Origin of the sequence: Streptomyces sp. NBC_00425, from assembly GCF_036030735.1 — a bacterium.
In the GTDB taxonomy this organism is placed as follows: domain Bacteria; phylum Actinomycetota; class Actinomycetes; order Streptomycetales; family Streptomycetaceae; genus Streptomyces.
Map to the genome: position 1 here is coordinate 5039984 of NZ_CP107928.1, position 21524 is coordinate 5061507.

General features: G+C 71.2%; 21 protein-coding genes and 1 tRNA gene. 10 read left to right on the top strand and 12 right to left on the bottom strand.

Features of this window, described 5'->3' with window-relative positions; all coding sequences use genetic code 11:
• Window positions 1-51 precede the first annotated feature (51 nt).
• The 4 genes from OHS82_RS21685 (at window position 52) to OHS82_RS21700 (ending at window position 2880) form a co-directional block, all read left to right on the top strand.
• Window positions 52-936 (top strand): ABC transporter ATP-binding protein, encoded by an 885-nt coding sequence (locus OHS82_RS21685; RefSeq protein WP_057576505.1) that lies wholly within the window; start codon window positions 52-54, stop codon window positions 934-936.
• Window positions 933-2195, top strand: coding sequence for an ABC transporter permease (locus tag OHS82_RS21690; RefSeq protein WP_057576503.1), 1263 nt, complete (start codon window positions 933-935; stop codon window positions 2193-2195). The genes OHS82_RS21685 and OHS82_RS21690 overlap by 4 nt, the downstream gene beginning before the upstream one ends.
• A 121-nt stretch (window positions 2196-2316) precedes the next feature.
• Window positions 2317-2496, top strand: a complete 180-nt coding sequence (locus tag OHS82_RS21695) for a hypothetical protein (RefSeq protein ID WP_057576501.1) — start codon at window positions 2317-2319, stop codon at window positions 2494-2496.
• A 141-nt stretch (window positions 2497-2637) separates the two neighbouring features.
• Window positions 2638-2880, top strand: coding sequence for a hypothetical protein (locus OHS82_RS21700; protein WP_057576499.1), 243 nt, complete (start codon window positions 2638-2640; stop codon window positions 2878-2880).
• A 52-nt stretch (window positions 2881-2932) separates the two neighbouring features.
• On the opposite strand, the gene OHS82_RS21705 is transcribed toward OHS82_RS21700, so the two are convergent.
• The 3 genes from OHS82_RS21705 to OHS82_RS21715 form a co-directional block, all read right to left on the bottom strand.
• Complete coding sequence (locus OHS82_RS21705; RefSeq protein WP_328434315.1) at window positions 2933-3376, bottom strand: hypothetical protein; 444 nt, start codon at window positions 3374-3376, stop codon at window positions 2933-2935.
• A 71-nt stretch (window positions 3377-3447) separates the two neighbouring features.
• On the bottom strand, window positions 3448-4026 hold the full coding sequence (locus OHS82_RS21710) for an RNA 2'-phosphotransferase (protein ID WP_328434316.1): 579 nt from the start codon (window positions 4024-4026) through the stop codon (window positions 3448-3450).
• A 219-nt stretch (window positions 4027-4245) separates the two neighbouring features.
• A complete protein-coding gene (locus tag OHS82_RS21715) occupies window positions 4246-6129 on the bottom strand; it encodes an SDR family oxidoreductase (RefSeq protein WP_443061793.1) in 1884 nt (627 codons plus the stop codon).
• Between the two features lie 263 nt (window positions 6130-6392).
• Between OHS82_RS21715 and OHS82_RS21720 the strand changes: the two genes are divergently transcribed.
• From OHS82_RS21720 to OHS82_RS21745, 6 genes are all read left to right on the top strand, one after another.
• On the top strand, window positions 6393-7370 hold the full coding sequence (locus OHS82_RS21720; RefSeq protein ID WP_328436092.1) for an ABC transporter ATP-binding protein: 978 nt from the start codon (window positions 6393-6395) through the stop codon (window positions 7368-7370).
• Window positions 7360-8268, top strand: coding sequence for an ABC transporter permease (locus tag OHS82_RS21725; protein WP_057576493.1), 909 nt, complete (start codon window positions 7360-7362; stop codon window positions 8266-8268). The genes OHS82_RS21720 and OHS82_RS21725 overlap by 11 nt, the downstream gene beginning before the upstream one ends.
• Complete coding sequence (locus OHS82_RS21730; protein WP_057576491.1) at window positions 8265-9176, top strand: ABC transporter ATP-binding protein; 912 nt, start codon at window positions 8265-8267, stop codon at window positions 9174-9176. Before OHS82_RS21725 ends, OHS82_RS21730 begins: the two co-directional genes overlap by 4 nt.
• A 12-nt stretch (window positions 9177-9188) precedes the next feature.
• Window positions 9189-9908: an ABC transporter permease subunit gene (locus OHS82_RS21735; RefSeq protein WP_057576489.1), complete on the top strand. Its 720-nt coding sequence runs from the start codon at window positions 9189-9191 to the stop codon at window positions 9906-9908.
• Window positions 9909-10070: 162 nt separating this feature from the next.
• Window positions 10071-10316, top strand: a complete 246-nt coding sequence (locus OHS82_RS21740) for an SGM_3592 family protein (RefSeq protein WP_057576488.1) — start codon at window positions 10071-10073, stop codon at window positions 10314-10316.
• 366 nt (window positions 10317-10682) lie between these two features.
• Window positions 10683-10768: transfer RNA gene (locus tag OHS82_RS21745), tRNA-Ser, on the top strand.
• A 271-nt stretch (window positions 10769-11039) separates the two neighbouring features.
• Here OHS82_RS21745 and OHS82_RS21750 read toward each other — a convergent pair.
• The 9 genes from OHS82_RS21750 to OHS82_RS21790 all read right to left on the bottom strand — a co-directional run bounded on the left by OHS82_RS21750 (window position 11040) and on the right by OHS82_RS21790 (window position 21412).
• Window positions 11040-11858 (bottom strand): HAD family hydrolase, encoded by an 819-nt coding sequence (locus tag OHS82_RS21750; protein ID WP_057576486.1) that lies wholly within the window; start codon window positions 11856-11858, stop codon window positions 11040-11042.
• Complete coding sequence (gene serS / locus OHS82_RS21755) at window positions 11855-13132, bottom strand: serine--tRNA ligase (protein ID WP_057576485.1); 1278 nt, start codon at window positions 13130-13132, stop codon at window positions 11855-11857. The genes OHS82_RS21750 and serS overlap by 4 nt, the downstream gene beginning before the upstream one ends.
• A 539-nt stretch (window positions 13133-13671) precedes the next feature.
• Entirely contained in the window at window positions 13672-14604 is a 933-nt protein-coding gene (gene pheA / locus OHS82_RS21760; RefSeq protein ID WP_057576483.1) for a prephenate dehydratase, read from the bottom strand.
• 208 nt (window positions 14605-14812) lie between these two features.
• Entirely contained in the window at window positions 14813-16168 is a 1356-nt protein-coding gene (gene efeB, locus OHS82_RS21765) for an iron uptake transporter deferrochelatase/peroxidase subunit (RefSeq protein ID WP_328434317.1), read from the bottom strand.
• 6 nt (window positions 16169-16174) lie between these two features.
• Window positions 16175-18286 carry a copper resistance CopC/CopD family protein gene (locus OHS82_RS21770; RefSeq protein WP_328434318.1) on the bottom strand — a complete coding sequence of 704 codons (2112 nt, stop codon included), beginning with the start codon at window positions 18284-18286 and terminating at the stop codon, window positions 16175-16177.
• Window positions 18287-18299: 13 nt separating this feature from the next.
• A complete protein-coding gene (locus tag OHS82_RS21775) occupies window positions 18300-18788 on the bottom strand; it encodes a copper chaperone PCu(A)C (RefSeq protein WP_057576705.1) in 489 nt (162 codons plus the stop codon).
• A gap of 38 nt (window positions 18789-18826) precedes the next feature.
• Complete coding sequence (locus OHS82_RS21780; RefSeq protein WP_057576477.1) at window positions 18827-19474, bottom strand: SCO family protein; 648 nt, start codon at window positions 19472-19474, stop codon at window positions 18827-18829.
• A gap of 137 nt (window positions 19475-19611) precedes the next feature.
• Window positions 19612-20379, bottom strand: coding sequence for a YcnI family copper-binding membrane protein (locus tag OHS82_RS21785; protein ID WP_057576475.1), 768 nt, complete (start codon window positions 20377-20379; stop codon window positions 19612-19614).
• Window positions 20380-20503: 124 nt separating this feature from the next.
• Window positions 20504-21412 (bottom strand): hypothetical protein, encoded by a 909-nt coding sequence (locus tag OHS82_RS21790; protein WP_328434319.1) that lies wholly within the window; start codon window positions 21410-21412, stop codon window positions 20504-20506.
• Between the last annotated feature and the right edge of the window lie 112 nt (window positions 21413-21524).

Consider the following 21524-nt stretch of genomic DNA (forward strand, 5'->3'; position numbering starts at 1 on the left):
TCGAATCCCCCCACCAGAGCAACCGATCAACCGAGCTGAGAGAAGACACAGATGTTGGAACTGGAAGAACTCGTACGAGACTTCGGCGATCACCGTGCCGTCGACCGGGTCTCCTTCCGGGTGTCCAGAGGCCGGTTGACCGGATTCGTCGGCGGGAACGGCGCGGGCAAGACCACCACCATGCGCATGATCATGGGCGTACTGGCTGCGAACGGCGGCGAGATCCGCTGGGACGGCGTTCCCGTCACGGCCGCCGACCGCAGGGACTTCGGCTACATGCCGGAGGAGCGGGGTCTCTACCCGAAGCAGACGGTTCTCAGCCAGCTCGTCTATCTGGCCCGGCTCCGAGGCCAGGGCGCCGCCGACGCCCGCGGCCACATCCTCGAACTGCTCGACCGTCTCGGTCTCGCGGAGAAGAGCCAGGCCCGGCTGGAGTCCCTGTCCCTGGGTAACCAGCAGCGTGTGCAGATCGCGGCCGCCCTGCTCGGCTCCCCCAAGCTGCTCGTCCTCGACGAGCCCTTCTCCGGGCTGGACCCGCACGCCGTCGACACGATGGCCGAGCTGCTGCGCGAGTACGCGGCCGCGGGCACCCCGGTGCTTTTCTCCTCCCACCAGCTCGACCTGGTCGAGCGGCTCTGCGACGACCTGGTGATCATGGCCACCGGTCATGTCGTCGGCAAGGGCACCGCCGACGAGCTCCGGCACCGCGACAAGCTCCGGTACCACCTGGTCACCGGTGCGCCGGCCGGCTGGGCCCGCGACGTCCGCGGTGTGACCGACGTCGAGGAACTGCCCGACGGAGCACACGTCGAGCTCGCCGCCGACGCCGATCCCGGCGCGCTCCTGACGGAGGCCCTGCGCCGCGGACCCGTGCATGCCTTCACCCCTGTCGTTCCCAGCATCGCCGACGTCTACCGGGAGATGACCTCCGCATGAGCACCGTGACCTCGAACCCCGCGCACCGGTCCGAGACGTCGCCCGATCCGCAGGGCACGCCCGCGGCTTCCGGTACCCCGCCCCGTACGGCCACCGCGGCCGCCTGGCGGATCGTCGCCGCCCGCGAGATCTCGGTGAAGCTCACCAACCGCGGCTTCCTGCTGTCGACACTGGTCACCCTCGCCCTGATCGTGGGCGCGATCGGACTGCAGCTCTACCTGGCGGACTCGATGGGGAAGATCACCGTCGCGGTGGCCGACCAGCAGGCCGGCCGGATCGCCGCCCAGGCCGAGCAACTGGCCGTGCGGGCGGACCAGGACGTCGAGATCACGGTCCGGCAGAAGTCGTCCGCCGATCAGGTCCGCGAGGCCGTGCGGTCCGGCGACGCCGAGGCCGGGCTCCTGCTCGAGGGCGGTCGCTGGGTCCTGTTGGGTGACACCGGGCAGAACGACATCGCCGCCACCTGGATCGGTGCCGCCGTGCAGTCGAAGGCCCTCGCCGAGAACGCGCAGGCCGCCGGAACCAGCCTGACGGCCCTCAGCCAGGGGGCGGAGGTCAAGCACGTCCTGCTGTCGGCCGACAAGACGCCCGAGGGCGCGGTCCGGATGACGACTTACTTCTTCGGCTTCCTCTTCTACCTGGCCGCGGTCCTGCTCGGGGCCGCGCTGGCGACCAGCGTCGTGGAGGAGAAGCAGAACCGCATCGTGGAGCTCATCGCCTCCTCCGTGCCGCTGCGGTCGCTGCTCGTCGGCAAGATCGTCGGTTCCACGCTGCTGGCGCTCGCCCAGATGGCGTTGTTCTGCCTGGTCGGCATCGGCGGCCTGGTGGCCACGGGCGAGCAGGACTTCCTCGCCGACATCAGCTCGGGACTGGGCTGGTTCCTCGTCTTCTACGTCGTGGGCATCGCCGTCCTGGCCTGCCTGTTCGCCGCCGCGGGCGCGCTCGCCACCCGGAGCGAGGACATCCAGTCCACCACGACCCCGGTGAACGCGATCACCGCCCTGGTGTTCATCGTCGGCGTCACCGTGACCGGCAATGTGCGCGAGATCCTCTCCTTCATCCCGTTGACCTCGACCGTCACCATGCCGGCCCGCGTCCTCGCGGGCGAGACCGCCTGGTGGGAGCCGGCCGCCGCGCTCGGTCTGTCGATCGCCGCCGCTGTGCTCATCGTCGGGGTGAGCAGCCGGGTGTACCGCCGGGCGCTCCTGCAGACCGACCGCAAGCTCTCGTTCCGCCAGGCCATGAAGCTGACGGACTGACCGCCCGGCGCCATCCGCGCCACCGCCTCACCTGCGCCATCGCACCACTCGTACTACCCGCACCACTTGCTCAGTCTGCCCGTACTGCGAAACACCCCACCTCAACCGGAAGGAAACTCCGATGACCGCCTCTCGTTCCCGCACCACGTTCGCCGCCCTCCTGGCCGTGCTCGCCTGTGTGGAGGTGATGCTGATCAGCAGCGACACCTCCGACGGCGTCCGTTACGGCGTCGGCGCGGCACTCGCCGTCGGGATCCTCGTGGTGGTCGGCCGGCTCGCCAAGGGCGGCTCGTCCGACTGACCGACGATGCGACTCCTCGTCCGGGGCCGGCCGTACCCAGGTGGCCGACCCCGGATCACGGTCGGCGCACGGACCCCCGGGGGTTGGGGGACGGCAGCCTGCCCCACCACCCTCCCTTCACTTCGTCATGCGGAGCCGTCCATGAGCTTCTCCCACCAGGTGTCGATCACCGGTCCGTCCGGGGCGCCACCAGAGACCGCCGTGATCCGTTTTGTGGCCCTCCTCCCGGAGGGCTGGCATGCCGAGGTCGGCGAGTTCCAGGGCGACCTCGCCCGTCTCCGGATCACGGCCCCGCCGGGAACCACCCCGTCCGAGGCCACCCGGATGGCCGCCGACATCCTGTCCCGGCCCGGTCTTCAGGGTTGGCGGCTGACCGACCACTGACGCACGCACGGTTTCACGTGAAACCATCCCGTGGCGGTTTCACGTGAAACCGTCAGCGTGCGCGCCCGCCGAGCCACGGGCTGAGCCCGACCAGGATGAACTCCTTGTGCACCCGGTCCCGCGGCAGCGGCACCATCAGGAAGTGGGCCGGGGGAAAGCGCCGGACCTTCACCCAGGCGTGGCCGTCGTAAAGGGCACGGAGAAACGCGGGGACGTCATCGCGCTGGACGTCGGGGCACTCGACGCCGTCGACGGTGATCAGAGCGTCGTCGTCGGGATAGAGCCGCACACTCACGCTCGGCCGCCCGCCCAGTTCTACGTAGGCCTCGTGCGGCAGCGAGCCGTCGGGATCGGCGGTGACGCCGACGCCGGCGGCGGAGCGGCGGGAGGTCTGATCGGCGCCGATGTCATGGGTGACCTCGATCTCCAGCGCGTACTCGGCGGCGAGGGCACGCAGGACGGTGACAGCCGCCTCGGTGGTGGGCAAGTGGTCCATACCTGTGATCATGCCCAAGAACCGTCCGGCGCGGCGACAGAACCGTCCGGCGCGGGGACCCGGACCGCGCTTCAGTGGCGCTCGGGGAACCGCAGGTACCGCGGGGGCACGGACTTCGTCAACCACACGCCGTTGGCGCTGAGATGGAAGACATGACCGTCCTGGTGCATGGCCCCCGCGTCGACGGAGAGGACCACGGGGCGGCCCCGGCGGGCGCCGACCCTGGTCGCCGTCTCCCGGTCGGCCGAGAGGTGCACGTCGTGCCGGTTCATCGGCCGCAGCCCCTCGGCCCGGATGGCGTCAAGCGAGCGGGCCCCGGTCCCGTGGTAGAGGTACGACGGCGGGACGGCCGGCTCCAGCCCGAGGTCGACCTCGACGCTGTGGCCCTGACTGGCGCGGATCCGGGTGCCGTCGATCGCGAAGCGCTTCTTGTCGTTCGCCGCGACGACATGGTCCAGCTCGTCACGGGTGAAGCGGAAGCCGTGCTCGGCGCACGCCGAGATGAGCTCGTCGATCTCGACCCAGCCGGCCGCGTCGAGGGTGAGACCGATGCGCTCGGGCTGATGACGCAGGTGCTTCGAGAGGTACTTCGACACCTTCACGGTGCGTCTGTCGTCCCCGCCGTTGGCAGGTCCGTCCTTTTCGTTCATCCGCTCAGCATGACGGGAGAGACGCGCATCACGCATTCAGTTTTGACGCCGAGGTTTGATCCACAAGCAACTACGGTTATCCACAGGCTATTTGACGATTCTGTGGACAACCGACTTTCCTCGAAGGGGATTTCCCCAACACAAAGGTGACTCCACGTCACTTGAGGGCACGCCGGCCAGCACCCCGGTGAACAGGGTCTGTTCGGCCGTGCGGGCTTCTCACAGGGGCGGACCCACCCGCGCCAGCGCCCTCAACGCCCTGGGCAGGAAACGAGACAGCGCGTGCGCGGTCTTCGCCTCCGGAGTGACCGCGACCATCGCCTCGTCGTGCACCACCGCGCGCAGGATCGCCTTCGCGACCTTCTCCGGAGGGTAGTTGCGCATCCCGTACAGGCGGGCGGCGCGCTTCTGCCGACGCCGTTCCTCCTCCGCGTCGACTCCCACGAAGGTCGCCGTGGACGTGATGCCGGTGTTCACCAGACCGGGGCAGATCGCCGTCACCCCGACGTCCCGGCCCGCCAGTTCGGCACGCAGGCACTCGCTCAGCATCAGCACCGCGGCCTTGGAGGTGCTGTAGGCCGGCAGTGCCCTGGAGGGCTGGAAAGCCGCCGCCGACGCGATGTTGACGATGTGACCGCCCTGCCCGCGCTCGGCCATCGGCCGGCCGAGGAGTCGGCAACCGTGAATGACGCCCCACAGGTTGACGTCCAGCACCCGACGCCAGTCGTCGGACGTCGTGTCGAAGAAGGACCCCGACAGACCGATGCCGGCGTTGTTCACCAGGACGTCCAGCACGCCGTGGTCGGTGTGCACCTTCGCGGCGAGTTTCTCCATCGCCTGCTCGTCGGAGACGTCGACTGCCTCCGCCCATGCGGCGGTTGCGCCGACCCGGCGGGACAGCTCGGCGGTGCGGGCCGCGCTGTCCGCATCCCGGTCGACGGCGACGACGCGCGCGCCCGCTTCGGCGAACGCGAGCGCCGTGGCCCGCCCGATGCCGCTGCCCGCACCGGTGACGAGCACCAACTGCCCGGCGAAACGCTCGGCATACGGATCGGCGGCGCGCCCCCGCCGCGGGCCGCCGCCGTTCCTCCGGCGCCTCCCGGCCGTCTCGAGCGCGCCGGACGCCCCGGCCGCCGCGCCGGCCCCGTCGCCCGCGTCAAGGCCGGCTCCGGGGCTGCTTTCCCCGCCGTTTCCGTTCCCCCGGGTCTCGACCGACGTGACGAAGTCGTCGATCCAGGACGCGAGTCGGTCGGGTCGGGTGCGCGGGATCCAGTGCCCGGCCGGCAGGGTGCGACGCGTCAACCGCGGGACCCAGTGCTCGAGTTCGTCGTACAGGCGCTCCGACAGGAAGCGGTCGCCGAGGGGCGTGATGAGCTGCACGGGCACGTGCGCGTGCGCGTCGGCGCGCGGACGGCGCAGCCGGGTCCTGACGTTGTCCCGGTACAGCCAGGCGCCGTTGGCCGCGTCCGACGGCAGCGACGGCGTCGGATAGGCGTCGGCGGGAACCTTCTCCATCCGCCGCAGGATGCCGGGCCAGCGCCTGCCGAGCGGTCCGCGCCAGGCGAGTTCGGGCAGAGCGGGGGTGTGCAGCAGGTACACGTACCAGGACTTGGCTCCCTGGCCGAGGAGTTGACCGACCCGGCGCGGGGTCGGCCTGTTCACCCGCGCGGCGATCCAGTGGCCGAAGTGGTCGAGGGACGGCCCGGACAGGGAGGTGAAGGACGTGATGCGGCCCTCGGTGCGCCGGACGGTCACGAACTCCCAGGCCTGCACCGAACCCCAGTCGTGCCCCACCAGATGCACCGGCCCGTCCGGGCTGACCGCGTCCGCGACCGCCAGGAAGTCGTCGGTCAGCTTCTCCAGGGTGAACCCGCCCCGCAGCGGCTTCGGCGCCTCGGACCGGCCGTGGCCCCGGACGTCGTACAGCACCACGTGGAAGCGGGCGGCCAGCCGGGACGCGACCTCGGACCACACCTCCTTGCTGTCCGGGTAGCCGTGCAGCAGCACCACCGTCGGCTGCCGCGGATCGCCGAGTTCGACGACGCACAGCTCGATCCCGCCGGTTCGCACCCGGCGCTCGCGCGCGCCCTCCAGCATCGTCACTTCCCCTCCGCCCCGGCCGCGGCGCCGACCGCCGCACGCGCCCGTCGTCCGAGCCCGTCGTCCGCGCCCGTATCCCGACCAGGCTGAATCTGGCACTTGTTAGAGAAGTCGTCAACAGGGCGGGTTCGAGCCGTGGCGGCCACGTTCCGTAGCTCTCAGGCAGGGGATCCCCTACGGGCCCGTACATCTGAGGTCTGAGGCGAAGACGGCTCTGAAGTCTGACGAAATTCGTGGCGTGCGTCACTAATTTTATGGACGTGACTGTGATCGCGACCGAAAGCCTGAGCAAGCGGTTCCCCCGGGTGACCGCTCTTGACCGGCTCTCCGTGGACGTCGGGCCCGGTGTGACCGGGCTCGTCGGAGCCAACGGGGCCGGCAAGTCCACACTGATCAAGATCCTGCTGGGTCTGTCGCCCGCCACGGAGGGCCGCGCCGAGGTGCTCGGCCTCGACGTCGCCACCAAGGGCGCCGCCATCCGCGAGCGGGTCGGCTACATGCCGGAGCACGACTGCCTGCCGCCCGACGTCTCGGCCACCGAGTTCGTCGTGCACATGGCGCGGATGTCCGGCCTGCCGCCCACCGCCGCGCGCGAGCGCACCGCGGACACCCTGCGCCACGTCGGTCTGTACGAGGAGCGCTACCGTCCCATCGGCGGCTACTCGACCGGCATGAAGCAGCGCGTGAAGCTCGCCCAGGCCCTCGTCCACGACCCGCAGCTGGTCTTCCTCGACGAGCCGACCAACGGCCTCGACCCGGTCGGCCGCGACGAGATGCTGGGCCTGATCCGCCGCATCCACACCGACTTCGGCATCTCGGTCCTCGTCACCTCCCACCTGCTGGGCGAACTCGAGCGCACCTGCGACCACGTCGTCGTCGTCGACGGCGGCAAACTCCTGCGCTCCAGCTCCACCACCGACTTCACGCAGACCACCACCACCCTCGCCATCGAGGTCACCGACACCGACGAGCACCCGGACGGCACCCGCGCGATCCGCGAGGCGCTCCACGCGCGCGGGGTGGAGGTCGCCGAGGCCGGCAGCGGCCTGCCGGGCGCCGGCCACGTCCTGCTGCTGACCGCACAGGGCGAGGAGACCTACGACGTCGTCCGCGACGCGGTCGCCGACCTCGGGCTCGGCCTGGTGCGCATGGAACAGCGCAGGCACCACATCTCCGAGGTCTTCAAGGACAGCGACGCGAGCAGCGACCAGCAGCGGAAGGAGGCCGTCGGCCATGGCAGTTGAGCACCCGGTCACCGCCCCCTCGGGCGACCAGACCCGTATCCACAACATCGGCTACCGCAGCTACGACGGCCCCCGCCTCGGCCGCGCCTACGCCCGCCGCTCCCTGTACTCGCAGTCCCTGCGAGGCGCCTACGGCCTCGGCCGCTCGGTGAAGTCCAAGGTGCTGCCGATGCTGCTGTTCGTGGTGATCTGCGTGCCCGCGGCCATCATGGTCGCCGTGGCCGTCGCCACCAAGGCGAAGGAACTGCCGGTCGACTACACGCGATACGCGATCATCATGCAGGCGGTCATCAGCCTGTACGTCGCCTCGCAGGCGCCCCAGTCCGTCTCCCGCGACCTGCGCTTCAAGACCGTGCCGCTGTACTTCTCGCGGCCCATCGAGACCGCGGACTACGTGCGCGCCAAGTTCGCCGCCCTGGCCTCGGCGCTGTTCGTCCTCACCGCGGCCCCGCTGCTCGTGCTGTACGTCGGCGCGCTGCTGGCCAAGCTCGACTTCGCCGACCAGACCGAGGGATTCGGTCAGGGACTCGTCTCCGTGGCACTGCTCTCCCTGCTCTTCGCCGGCATCGGTCTGGTCATCGCCTCGGCGACGCCGCGGCGCGGCTTCGGCATCGCCGCCGTCATCGCCGTACTGACCATCTCCTACGGCGCCGTCTCCACGCTCCAGGCCATCGCCGAGGCCCAGAACAGCACCGGCTCCATCGCCTGGATCGGCCTCTTCTCGCCGGTCACGCTGGTCGACGGCGTGCAGTCGGCCTTCCTCGGCGCCACCTCCGCCTTCCCGGGCGGGATCGGTCCCACGAACGGAGAGGGCGTGGTCTACGTCCTCGTCCTCCTCGGCCTGATCGCCGCGAGCTACGGCCTCCTGATCCGCCGCTACCGGAAGGTGGGCCTGTGACCACGCTCAGCATCGACCACGTCTCCCGCTGGTTCGGCAACGTGGTCGCCGTCAACGACGTGACCATGACGATCGGCCCCGGCGTCACCGGCCTGCTCGGACCCAACGGCGCCGGCAAGTCCACCCTCATCAACATGATGGGCGGCTTCCTGGCGCCCTCCACCGGCACGGTCACCCTCGACGGACAGCCCGTCTGGCGCAACGAGGACATCTACCGGCACATCGGCGTCGTCCCCGAGCGCGAGGCGATGTACGACTTCCTCACCGGCCGCGAGTTCGTCGTCGCCAACGCCGAACTGCACGGCCTGGGGGCCAAGGCCGCCCAGAAGGCGCTGGCCACGGTCGAGATGGAGTACGCGCAGGACCGCAAGATCGCCACGTACTCCAAGGGCATGCGCCAGCGCGTGAAGATGGCGAGCGCCCTCGTGCACGACCCGTCGCTGCTGCTCCTCGACGAGCCGTTCAACGGCATGGACCCGCGCCAGCGCATGCAGCTGATGGACCTGCTGCGGCGCATGGGCGACGAAGGCCGCACCGTGCTGTTCTCGTCGCACATCCTCGAAGAGGTCGAGCAACTCGCCTGGCACATCGAGGTGGTCGTCGCGGGCCGGCACGCCGCCAGCGGCGACTTCCGCAAGATCCGCCGCCTGATGACCGACCGGCCGCACCGCTACCTGGTGCGCTCCAGCGACGACCGCGCTCTCGCGGCCGCGCTGATCGCCGACCCGTCGACCTCCGGCATCGAGGTCGACCTGGCGGAGGGCGCCTTGCGCGTCCAGGCCGTCGACTTCGGCCGCTTCACCACGCTGCTGCCCAAGGTCGCCAGGGACCACGGCATCCGGCTGCTCACGGTCTCGCCGTCCGACGAGTCCCTCGAGTCCGTCTTCTCGTACCTGGTCGCGGCGTAGGAGGCCTTGGAGATGTACGACCCCACAGTCGCCCGGCTCACTTACCGGGCTCTGCTCGGCAAGCGCCGGGCCCTCATCCTGGGCGCCCTGCCCCTGCTGCTCATCGCGATCTCCGTGGTCGTGCGCGGCCTGGCCGGAGCCGACGACCAGACGGCGTCGGACCTGCTCGGCGGGCTCGCGCTCGCCACGATGGTCCCGATCATCGGCGTCATCGCGGGCACGGGCGCGATCGGCCCGGAGATCGACGACGGTTCCGTGGTCTATCTGCTGTCCAAGCCGCTGAAGCGGCCCACGATCATCTTCACCAAGCTGATCGTGGCGATCGCGGTCACGATGGTCTTCTCGGCCCTGCCGACGCTGATCGCCGGCTTCATCCTCAACGGCAACGGCCAGCAGATCGCCGTGGCCTACACGGTGGCCGCGCTGGTCTCCTCCATCGCCTACGCCGCCCTGTTCCTGCTGCTGGGCACGGTGTCCCGGCACGCGGTGGTCTTCGGTCTGGTCTACGCCCTCGTCTGGGAGGCCCTGTTCGGCTCCCTGGTGCCGGGAGCCCGCACGCTCAGCGTCCAGCAGTGGTCGCTGGCCGTCGCCCACAAGGTGGCCGGCGGGGACCTCGTCACCTCGGACGTCGGACTGACCACGGCCACGGTGCTGCTGGTCGCGGTGACCGTGCTGGCCACCTGGTACGCCGGCCAGAAGCTGCGGACGCTGACGCTCGCGGGAGAGGAGTGAGCGGCGCCCGCCGGGGGTGCCCGGGGCGTTCCTGACGGCGGCTTCACCGGCGTCTGCGCACACCGGGCCGAACGGCGGACACCGCTCGGCCCGGCCCCGCTCGACATGACACGGCTCGACATGACACACCGCAGACACGGCAGGACACGGCAGGAGGACGGGATGGCGGACGACATAGCGGCGGACGACGCCCGCGGACGGTCCGGGGAGGGCGAGGTCTGGGACGACCTCGTCCTGGACGAGGACTTCGTTCGGGCCGCCGGGACCTCCGAGCCGTCCGCCCGGGCCCGGATGCTCGCCGCACGATGGCGCGCCGAGGAGCCGGAGCCCCAGCCCTGGCGGTCGGACGAGCCGCCCGCGGGCTGGTTCTTCAGCAAGGCGCGGCGGCGCAGGTGGCGCCGCCGCTAGGCGTGTTTCGAAAGTCCCCTCTGCGGGGGCGACGCCTGGCACGCGCCCTGGGCCTCCGGACCGCCCGCCCGGGCACTGTTTTCGCACGGGTGTTTTATTCGGTGGCGTCCGGCTCACGCCCAGGGCAGAGTGGTCGTACGCGCAAGGCCGCAAGGCCCGCAGCGCGGACGGCCGGAGGGGATCCGGCGTCACCAGACCGGGAGAGGAGTCCGACGATGTCCATGCACGGCGCGTCGAACTCCCTTCAGGGCAGCCGGCGGCAGGTTCCGGAGTAGTTACCCCTCCGACGAACCGCACCGCATACGGGAGCTGCCCGGGGCGGCCGCTTCGAGCACGCGATGTCGCTCTCGCGTGGGCCGCCCACCCGGAGGATTGGCCGAGAGGCAAGGCACCGGCTTGCTGAGCCGTGGTCGGGGTGACCCCCCGCGCACGTTCGATCCGTGCATCCTCCGCGAGACGTTGTCACCGGGACCGGGCGAGGTTCGGCGCAAGGGTTTCTTGAGGGGTGTCCCCTGGGTGTGCCCTCCAACGCGCTGAATCTGCGGGCAGGTTCGGTCCTGCGGGCCGGTGGGGGCTGGTCGCGCAGTTCCCCGCGCCCCCTGATCGCCTGCGGCGATCTTTGTGCGGTTCCCCGCGCACCTGTCTGCGCCGCTGATCGCCTGAGGTCATGCCCGCGCCGTTCCCCGTGTTCCCTGGCCGCGCCCCCCCGGGTGTTCCCGGGGGTCAGGGGAGGAGGGCTTCCAGGGTGGTGGCGATGCCGTCGGCGTCGTTGGAGGCGGTGATCTCGTCCGCCACCGCCTTCAGTTCCGCGTGCGCGTTGGCCATGGCCACGCCGCGGGCGGACCAGGCGAACATCGGGATGTCGTTGGGCATGTCGCCGAAGGCGATCGTGTCGGCGGCCTTGAGACCCAGGCGGCGGGCGGCCAGTGAGAGGCCCGTGGCCTTGGAGAGCCCCAGAGGGAGCAGCTCCACGATGCCCGCACCGGCCACGGCGACCGTGACGAAACCTCCCGCGGCCCTGCGGGCCGCCTCGGCCAGCGCGTCGTCGGAGAGTTCGGGATGCTGGATGAAGATCTTGTTCAGCGGGGCCGACCACAGGTCGGACGCGTCCGTCAGCGGGGTCGACTGCAGGGTGCCCCTGAGCGCGTAGCCGGGGCCCACCAGTACCTCCCCGTCCAGACCGCCCCGGCTGGCCGCCAGGTGCAGCGGGCCGACCTCGGCCTCGATCTTGGCGAGGGCCACGCCGGCCAGTTGCCGGTCCAGCGTCACCGCCGTCAGCAGACGGTGCTCGCCCGCGTGGTACACCTGGGCGCCCTGTCCGCAGACCGCGAGGCCGTCGTAGCCGAGGTCGTCGAGGATGTGCCGGGTCCACGGGACCGCGCGGCCCGTCACGACGATGTGCACGGCCCCCGCCGCGGTGGCCGCGGCGAGGGCGTCCCGGGTGCGCTGCGAGATCGTGTCGTCGGAGCGCAGGAGCGTCCCGTCGAGGTCGGTCGCGATCAGCCGGTGGGGGAACCGTCCGGTGCCAGGCTCGGTGCTCACTTGGCGACCGGCTCCAGGACCTCCCGGCCGCCGAGGTACGGGCGCAGCACCTCGGGCACGTACACGGAACCGTCGGCCTGCTGGTGGTTCTCCAGGATGGCGACGATCGTGCGCGGGACGGCGCACAGCGTGCCGTTCAGCGTGGCCAGCGGGCGGACCTGCTTGCCCTCGCGGACGCGGATCGACAGGCGGCGGGACTGGAACTCGGTGCAGTCCGACGTCGAGGTCAGCTCGCGGTACTTGCCCTGCGTCGGGATCCAGGCCTCGCAGTCGAACTTGCGGGCGGCCGAGGAACCGAGGTCGCCGGAGGCGACGTCGATGACCCGGAACGGCAGCTCCAGCGCGGACAGCCACTGCTTCTCCCACGCCAGCAGGCGCTGGTGCTCGGCCTGCGAGTCCTCGGGCACGACGTACGAGAACATCTCCACCTTGTCGAACTGGTGGACGCGGAAGATGCCCTTGGTGTCCTTGCCGTGCGAGCCGGCCTCGCGGCGGAAGCAGGGCGAGAAGCCCGCGTAGCGCAGGGGCAGCTTGTCCGCGTCGATGATCTCGTCCATGTGGTACGCGGCGAGCGGGACCTCGGAGGTGCCGACCAGGTAGAGGTCGTCCTTGTCGAGGTGGTAGACGTCCTGGGCGGCCTGGCCGAGGAAGCCGGTGCCGGCCATCGACTGCGGGCGCACCAGCGCGGGGGTGAGCATCGGCGTGAAGCCGGCCGCCGTGGCCTGCGCGATCGCCGCGTTCACCAGGGCCAGCTCCAGCAGGGCGCCGACGCCGGTGAGGAAGTAGAAGCGGGAGCCGGAGACCTTGGCGCCGCGTTCGACGTCGATCGCGCCGAGGATCTGGCCGAGCTCGAGGTGGTCCTTGGGCTCGAAGCCCTCGGCGCCGAAGTCACGGATCGTGCCGTGCGTCTCGAGGGTGACGAAGTCCTCCTCGCCGCCCACGGGCACGTCGGGGTGCACGAGGTTCCCGAGCCGCTGGAGCAGCTCCTGCGTCTCGGCGACAGCCGCGTCGCGTTCGGCGTCGGCGGCCTTGACGTCGGCGGCGAGCTGGCTCGCCTTCTTCAGCAGCTCGACCTTCTCGTCCGCGGAGGCCTTGGGGATGAGCTTGCCGAGCGACCGCTGTTCGGCGCGCAGCTCGTCGAAGCGGACGCCGGACGACCTGCGCCGCTCGTCGGCAGAGAGGAGGGAGTCGACGAGCGCGACGTCCTCTCCACGGGCGCGCTGGGAGGCGCGCGCACGGTCGGGGTCCTCACGGAGCAGGCGAAGGTCAATCACGCGGCCAAGGCTACCCGTGCGGGGTCGGCGCTCACGACTCCCATTCCGAGTCCGCCGTCCGGACTTCCGAATCGCGACTTACGTTGCGTTATGAGTGAATTGCCCAGCGTGTCAATAAAACGCGTCTCACTCCCTGGGACGGACTATGTGACGGGCGTCTCATTGACTCGATTTCCTTGCGGTGTACGGGATTTGGGGGCGGAGTTGTCCACAGGGGTCCGCGCCTCGTGTGAGTTATCCACAGGGTGTGCGAAAGGTCTGTGGACATCGGAATGGATCATTCCAAGGCCTGGCCGCCCTGGGTCGAATTCCTTGCCCGAACGCCACTCGCAGCCACTTTCGGGTGGAATTGCGTCGCTCCAAAGGATTGATCGAAGGAAACAGGTGGACGAAGGGTGACGTGCGGGTTGCGAGCCGCCCTGAGGGGACACGGGCCGATTTGTCGACTGCGTGGTACTTCGTTGTCGACTTGTCCCCAGGTCGAGAAGCAGGCCTGTGGATAACTTCTGTGGATAACGAAGATATGCAGGTAGGACTGGCTAGAAACGGCCGTCCTGGCAGCGCGCCACCCAGTCCGAGGCCGCCACGAACTCGGCGTCCGAGGTCCCCGGAAGCGGCGCCGGGACGTCCGCAGCGCTCACCTCCGCACGCGGGTACGAGCCCAGGAAGCGCACCTCGCGGCAGATCCGCTTCAGCCCCATGAGCGCCTCGGCCATCCGGCGGTCGGTGATGTGCCCCTCGGCGTCGATGCAGAAGCAGTAGTTGCCGATACCGGCGCCCGTCGGCCGGGACTGCAGCACCATGAGGTTGACGCCCCGGGTGGCGAACTCGCCCAGCAGGTCGCGCAGACCGCCGGGATGGTCGTCCCGCTGCCACAGCACCACGGACGTCTTGTCCGCACCGGTCGGCGCGGCAGGCCGGGCGGGCCGGCCCACCAGCACGAACCGGGTCTGCGCGTTCTCGGCGTCGTGGATCCCCGTCTCCAGGGCGGTGAGCCCGTACCGGGCGGCCGCGAACTCGCCCGCGAAGGCGGCGTCGTATCGGCCCTCCTGTACCAGCCGGGCGGCGTCCGCGTTCGAGGCGGCCGACTCCCACACGGCGTCCGGCAGGTTCGCCTTCAGCCAGTTGCGCACCTGCGGCTGCGCCGCCGGGTGGGCGGAGACCGTCTTGATGTCCGACAGCGCCGTGCCGGGCCGGGCGAGCAGCGCGAAGGTGATCGACAGGAGCACTTCGCGGTAGATCATCAGCGGGGTGCCGGCGACCAGCGCGTCGAGCGTGGTGGTGATCCCGCCCTCGACGGAGTTCTCGATGGGCACGAACGCGGCCTCGGCCTCGCCGGTGCGCACCGCGTCGAGCGCGGACTGCACCGACACGTAAGGGATCAGCTGCCGGGTGGCCGCCTCCGGAAGCGTGCGCAGGGCGACCTCCGTGAAGGTGCCCTCGGGGCCGAGATACGCATAGCTCGCTGGCATGACCTCACCCTAATGGCCCTTGTGCGGCGGGGCGCACGCGTCTCACGACTCCCCCTCGCAGGAATGAATCCGCCCGCGAAGGCGTAACCTCCCGCAGCCGCCACCATCCACCGGCACGGCACGGCACGGCACGGCACGGCACGGCATCGGCACGGCACCGTCCGTCGCGGTGTGCCCTCGTCGTGCGGGGTCCGGACCGCCGCCCGTCTCACGCCTCCAGCAGTCGCTGCCCCACGTACTCGCCCTTCGCCGCACCGCCCGGCACCGCGAACAGCCCGCTCGACTCGTGGCGGATGTACTGCGACAGGGCGTCCCCGCGGTCGAGCTTGCGCTGCACGGTGACGAAGCCGCGCAGCGGGTCCGCCTGCCAGCAGATGAACAGCAGACCCGCGTCCGGAGTGCCGTCCGGGTCGATGCCGTCGTGGTAGGAGAAGGGGCGTCGCAGCATCGCCGCGCCGCCGTTCTGGTCGGGGCGGGTGATACGGGCGTGCGCGTTGATCGGGACGACCAGGTCGCCGTTCGCGTCCGTCTTCTCCAGGTCCATCTCGGTCGTCTCGGTGCCCCCGGACAGCGCCGCTCCGTCCGCCTTCCGGCGCCCGACGACCTGCTCCTGCGCCTTCAGCGACAGCTTCTCCCAGTCGTCGAGGAGCATCCGGATCCGGCGGACGACGGCGTAGGAGCCGTTCGCCATCCACGCAGGGTCCTTCCCGCTGTCCGCCGGGACGAAGATGCGCTGGTCGAAGTCGGCCTCGGCCGGCTTGGGGTTGCGGGTCCCGTCCATCTGGCCCATCAGGTTCCGGGCCGTCATGGGGTGGGCCGTCGCGCCCGGCGTCCGGTTGAAGCCGTTCATCTGCCAGCGGACCTTCGCCGCACCGCCCGCGTCCTTCTGGACGGCCCGCAGGGCGTGGAAGGCGACCAGGGCGTCGTCCGCGCCGATCTGCACCCAGAGGTCGCCGTTGCTGCGGGTCGCGTCGAGATGGTCGGAGGAGAAGGCGGGAAGCGGGTCCAGGGCGACCGGGCGCTGCTTCTCCAGTCCGGTGCGGGCGAAGAAGCTGTTGCCGAAACCGAAGGTGACCGTCAGTGAGGACGGTCCGGCGTCCCGGGCCACATCCGTGTCGTCGTGTGCGGCCGCCTCGCCCGCCATCAGCAGCCGGGCCGTCTCCGACCAGCGACGCAGCAGCGCGGCGGCCTCCTTGCGCCCGGCGCCGGCCGCGAGGTCGAAGGCGATGAGATGGCCGCGGGCCTGGAGGCCCTGGGTGATGCCGGGCTGATGTTTCACGTGGAACATCGCCTGCCCCGCCCCGACCGACGACAACGGCGTCGCCTGGGCGGGCGCCGCCGCGTACCCCACGGCCACGCCTGCCGCGCCGAGGACGAGTCCCGAGGCGCCGGCTGCGCCGAGCAGCCGGCGTCGGGTCAGGTCCTTGACGGGGGACTCCGCCGAGGCGGGCCGCTCAGCGCTCTCGCCGGCCGGGGCGGGGGCCGGAGCAAGGGTTTCCGGGGCGCGGGCCCCGGTGGAACGAGACACGGGGGTGGGGGCCTCGGGGAGGGACTGGTCGGGCATGGGGGGTCAGCCGATCTGCGCGTTCTTGGAGACGGTCACCTGGTCGATGTCGGAGGTCCGCACGGTCACGGCGATCTTCCATTCGCCGGCCATGGGGATCTGCACGCCGTTCGCCGACCAGTGGCCGGTGGTGATGTGGTCGGGGGCGACGGGCAGCGGCCCGATGCTCTTGGCCTCGAGGGTGAAGGCGACCTTCACCTCGGGCACGTCGAAGGCACGGCCGTTGGGCCGCGTCACGTACACGTGCATCTCGTTGGCACCGGCGCGGGCGGGATCGAGGTCGACGCTCACCACGCCCTTGCCGTCGGCGCCGCCGGTGTCGAACGGCATGTCCAGGGTCAGGGCGCCCGAGGCGGAGTCCGCCGCGGAAGCCGAGGACGAGGAGGACCGGGCGGCCCTGGCGGCGTCCTGCTCCGTACGGCCCGGCTCGGTCGACGTCAGGACGGTGGTGACGGCGAGCAGGACGACGGCGACCCCGGTCTCGGCGAGCACCGAGCGGCGCAGCCCGAAGCGATCGTCGTCCGCGTTCCGCAGCCGCTTCTGCCGCGCGGCGTCCACGGCCGCCCGCTGCCGGGCGAGCTGCGCGGCCCGCTCTCCGCCCCCGGACCCCTTCTTGTTCTTGCCGGTGGAGGCCTTGGAGTCCTTCGAGTCCTGGGAGTCCTCGGGGGCCTTGGGGTAGTGCGAGTCCTTGGAGCCCTTGGAGCCCTTGGCGGGCTTGTGGCCCTCGACGCTCCCGGTGTCGCCCGAGGCCGCCCCGGCCGCCTCGCCGCTTCCCCCGGCAGCCGCCGCTGGGACGCGCTCTTTCCCGCGCACGGACTTCCCGGCGGCGGACCTCCCTGCGGCCGACGCCTTGGAGGCGGACGTGCGCACCCCCGCCTCGGTGGCCGCCGGAACCGCCAGCCGAGCCGTCCACCGACGGGAGGTCCAGGCGATGCCGACCAGCAGCGCCACGAGTCCGATCTTGACGAGCAGCAGCTGTCCGTAGCGGGTGTCGGTGAACGCGGACCAGGAGCCGAGCTGACGCCAGGACTGGTAGACGCCGGTGGCGACCACGACGAGGACGCTGCCGAAGGCGACCTGGGAGAAGCGCCGGACGGCGGCGGCGTCGACGGGACGGTCGGCGGGCGCGCGGTACAGCGCGACGAGCAGTGCGGCGAGCCCGCCGAGCCAGGTCGCGACCGCCAGCAGGTGCAGCACGTCGACCGGCATCGCGATGCCCGGCTGCAGTCCGGTAGAGGCGTGCTCGGCCATGGCCCAGCTCGCCGCGAGTCCGGCTGCCACGACGGTTCCGCCGATGGCGAGCCCGAAGGTGAGGTCCCGCTTCTCGTCGTCGTCGCGCTTGTCGTAGGCGCCGAAGAGCACGGCGATGAACAGGGCGGCCGCGGCGAGCAGCAGCAGCCGGGAGACCAGGGCCGCGCCGGTCTTGGTCTGCAGGGCCTCGCCCAGGAGCGCGAGGTCGAAGACGTCGCCGAGCGTGCCCGAGCGGCTGTAGGAGCCGCGCAGGAGCAGCAGGAACAGGGTGGCCGCGGTCATCGCGAGCCAGCCGCCGACGACCAGCCGCTGCAGGGACCGCACTCCGGTGCCGCGCTGCCAGCAGGCCAGCACGAAGGAACCCCCGCCGACCATCACGATGAACCCGGCGTACGACATGTACCGGCCGAAGCCGTACAGCCGGCCGACGACTCCGCCGCCGGCCTCCTGGGCGGACACCGAGACGCTGGTCTGCGAGGGGGAGCCGATCGAGAAGGTGTAGGCGCCGGCGACCGGGTGGCTGTCGGCGGAGACCACCTGGTAGGTCACGGTGTACGTGCCGTCGGGCAGCCCCGAGTGCAGCTGGACGGCGTAGGTGGTGCCGCTGATCTCGGACGGCTTGCCGTCGTCGACCCGGGCGCCCTTGGGGTCGAGGACGCGCAACGAGTCGTCGTTCGTCGAGACGGTCTCGGAGAAGGTCAGCGTCACCTGCGTGGGAGCCTTGTCGACCACCACCCCCTGTGCGGGGTCGCTGCCGGTCAGCGCGGCGTGCGCGGTGGCGGGTCCGGCGCCGGCGAGGAGCGCGCCGGCGACCGCCAGGAACAGCAGCACGAGCATCCGGACGCGCGGGGCGATGGTCTGCGTCAAGGTGGTCCCTCCCTCAGTGGCCGGTCGTCGGGTCGTACGTGGCGGACTTCACCGGGATCTCGACCTCGAGCGGGCCGGAGGAGGCGAAGTGGAGTTCGACGGTCACCGTTGCGCCCTGTACCGGCTTGCTCTTCAGCTTCTCGAACATCAGGTGGTTTCCGCCGCTCTTGAACACGAGTTGACCGTGGGCGGGGACGTCGAGGGCGGTGACCTCCTCCATCGACGACCCGACGGTCTCGTGGAGGGTGACGCTGCCCGCCGCGGTGCTGGTGACGGACGTCAGCTCGTCCTTGGCACCGCCCTTGTTGACGACGGTCAGGAAACCGGCGGCCATGGTGGCGGAGACGGGCTGCGGAATGTAGGCGGCGCGGACGGACAGCTCCGCCCGGCCGTCCGCGTCCGATCCGCACGCCGTCAGCAGCAGCGCCCCGGTGACGACCGCGGAGGACGCGGCCAGCAACCGCGCCCGCCCCGCCCGGCGGGACCTCTCCAGGCCGGGCATCTCAAGGCCGGGCATCTCCCGGCGCGGCAGTGCCGAGCTCACGGGTTCTCGCCCTTGATGATCTTGGGCAGGTCCTTGATGTAGTCGTCGACCTTGGCGTCCTCGCCGTACAGCAGGTATCCGCCGTTCGTTTTCGGGGAGAAGGCGACGACCTGGGTGCCGTGGGTGGAGACGATCTTGCCGTTCTTGTCCTTGTGCGGTGCCTCGACGGAGATGCCGAGCGAGCGGGCGGCTGCCTGGATCGTCGCGAACTTCCCGGTCAGGCCCACGACCTGGGGGTCGATGCCCTTGAGCCAAGTGCCGAGCGCGGCCGGGGTGTCACGGTCCGGGTCCGTGGTGACGAAGACGACGCGCAGCTCGTCCTGCTCCGCCTTGGGCAGCTGCTTCTTGGCGACGGCGATGTTGCTCATCGTCAGCGGGCAGACGTCCGGGCAGTTGGTGTAGCCGAAGTAGACCAGCGTCGGGTGGCCGTCCGTCTCCTTGCGGAGGTCGTAGGAGGCGCCCCGGGTGTCGGTGAGGACCAGGGCGGGCTTGGCGAAGGGCTGGTCCAGCACGGTCGCGGCCTGCTGCTTGCCCTCCTGGGAGACCACGGCCACGGGGCTCGTGCCGTCGTCGCTGCTGCAGGCGGAGAGGGTGAGAGTGGCGGCGGAGAGCAGCGCGGCCACGGCGAACGTCTTCTTGCGCATAGAGAAATGTCCCAGATATGTGAATTCGAGCTGGTCCCGGGTGTACGGCGAGAGCGCCGGATGAACCGTGCACCCCGGGTTGCGCGCCGTCGAGGAGCCGGCGCGGGCGGTGGCGGCCGCCCGCGCCGGCCGGGGGCTCAGGCCTCGGTCGTGGTCCGCCGGCGGCCGGCGAGCACGCCGTACGCCACACCGGCGACGCCGACGACGATGCCGACCACGCCGAGGACGCGGGCGGTGGTGTCGCTGCCGTCCACGTCGGAGGCGGCCGCCGTCGTCTTGGCGGCGGCCTTGGCGTCGTCGGACTCCTCAGCGGCGTTGGCGGCGGCGCCATGGTGGCCGTTCTCGGAGGCGGCGGTCAGGGCGAGCACCGGGGCCGGGTTCTGCGGCTCCTCCGCGCCGTCCGCCTGGACCTCGATCCAGCGCACGACCTCCTTGTTGGAGTACGTCTGGATCGCCTTGAAGACCAGTTCGTCGGCGTCCTCGGGCAGCGCGCCCACGGACACCGGGAACTTCTGGAAGAAGCCCGGCTTCACGCCGTCGCCGGCGGCGGTCCAGGTGATCTTGGAGACCGCCTCGGAGATCTGCTTGCCGTGCAGCTCGATGGGCTTGGCGAGCTTGGCCTTGGTGACCTGGATCGTCCAGCCGTTGATCGGCTCCGGCATCGCGGAGGCCAGCGGGTGGTCGCTCGGGAAGGCGACCTCGAGCTTGATGGTCGAGGCGTTGTCCCGCTCGTTGGGGACCTTGAAGTCGACGACCGCGTAACCGCCCTTCGCGGCGGAGCCCTCGGCGGCGACGCTGACGTGCGCGAAGGCGGGCGAGGACAGGACGAGCACGGCGCTACCGGCGGCAGCGGCAGCGGCGGCGACCCGGCAGGCGTTACGGGAAGCGATGCGTGAGGCCTTCATGACAGCGAGCACTCCACTCTGAGTGGTTCCGAGGGTGAGGATGAGGCGCGGGCACGCCGGTGCGCACGCGCGGGCGCCGCGCGACGGCGGCCGCCCCCGGGAGTGGAGTGCAGGTCGTGTCGCGTCAGGCAGCGAGGACGAGTACGGGTACGTCCGGCGGACCTCGTCTGACCACCGAGTGCTGGAGCGCGATGGCGCGGGGTGATTCCGGCGTGAGGAGTGCGGTGCGCGGGACGCGCACTCCCGTGCCCGGCGCGGTGGGCAGCCCCGCGAGCAGGGCGCGCACCAGCGCGAGCGCTCCGCGCAGGGACCGCACGAGCGCCCCCTCGGCGACGCCGTGCGCGGACAGGGCGAGCAGGCGCAGCAGAGCCGTGTCGCCGCGCCGCAGCAGCCACCCGGCGGCGACGGCCGCGAGGACGTGGCCGAGCAGCATGGGCAGGGACGGCAGCAACGACATCGCCGAGCCGGTGGTGGCGAGGGCGTCCCCGGGATGCTGCATCGAACTCATCCCGGTCATGCCGCTCATGCCGCTCATGCCGGCGCCGCCCGTGCCGCCGCCGCCCGTGCCGGGGGAGTAGAGCCGCGCGTCGACGAGCATCTTCTGGGCCTGGGCCGGACTGATCGGCGCCGCCGTGGCCCCGCAGACCAGCCGGGCCGCCCGTTCGACGAGCGAGGCGTCGGACGCGGACAGCGCGGCGGAGGCGGAGGCGGAGGAAACCGAACGCGAGACGGACGTCGAAGCGGCGGCCGAGACGGAGGCGGTGTGCTGCCCGAGCCCGAACAGGGCGTGCAGCACGGTCTGTCCGACCGCGAGAAGCGCGGCGATGCCCGGCAGCGAGCGGGTGCGTCCCGCGAGCGGCGCCGCCACCGCGAGCACGGCCAGGAAGCCCACGCCCAGGGTCCACAGCGGAACGGCGGCGCAGGAGGCCGCCGTGTGCCCGACCGCGGCCAGCACGACACAGACCGCGGCGAACACCGCGGCCCGCAGCAGCCGGAGATCGCGACCGGAGCGCTCGCTGGAGGGGGCAGTCATGGCGGGCTCATCATCGCACTGGCCTTACCGCCCTCCTACGGCAGGTCCACACGATCCGCACGATGCGGAAGATCATCTTCTGTGGTGAGTGGTGTGACTGATGCTTCTGCGT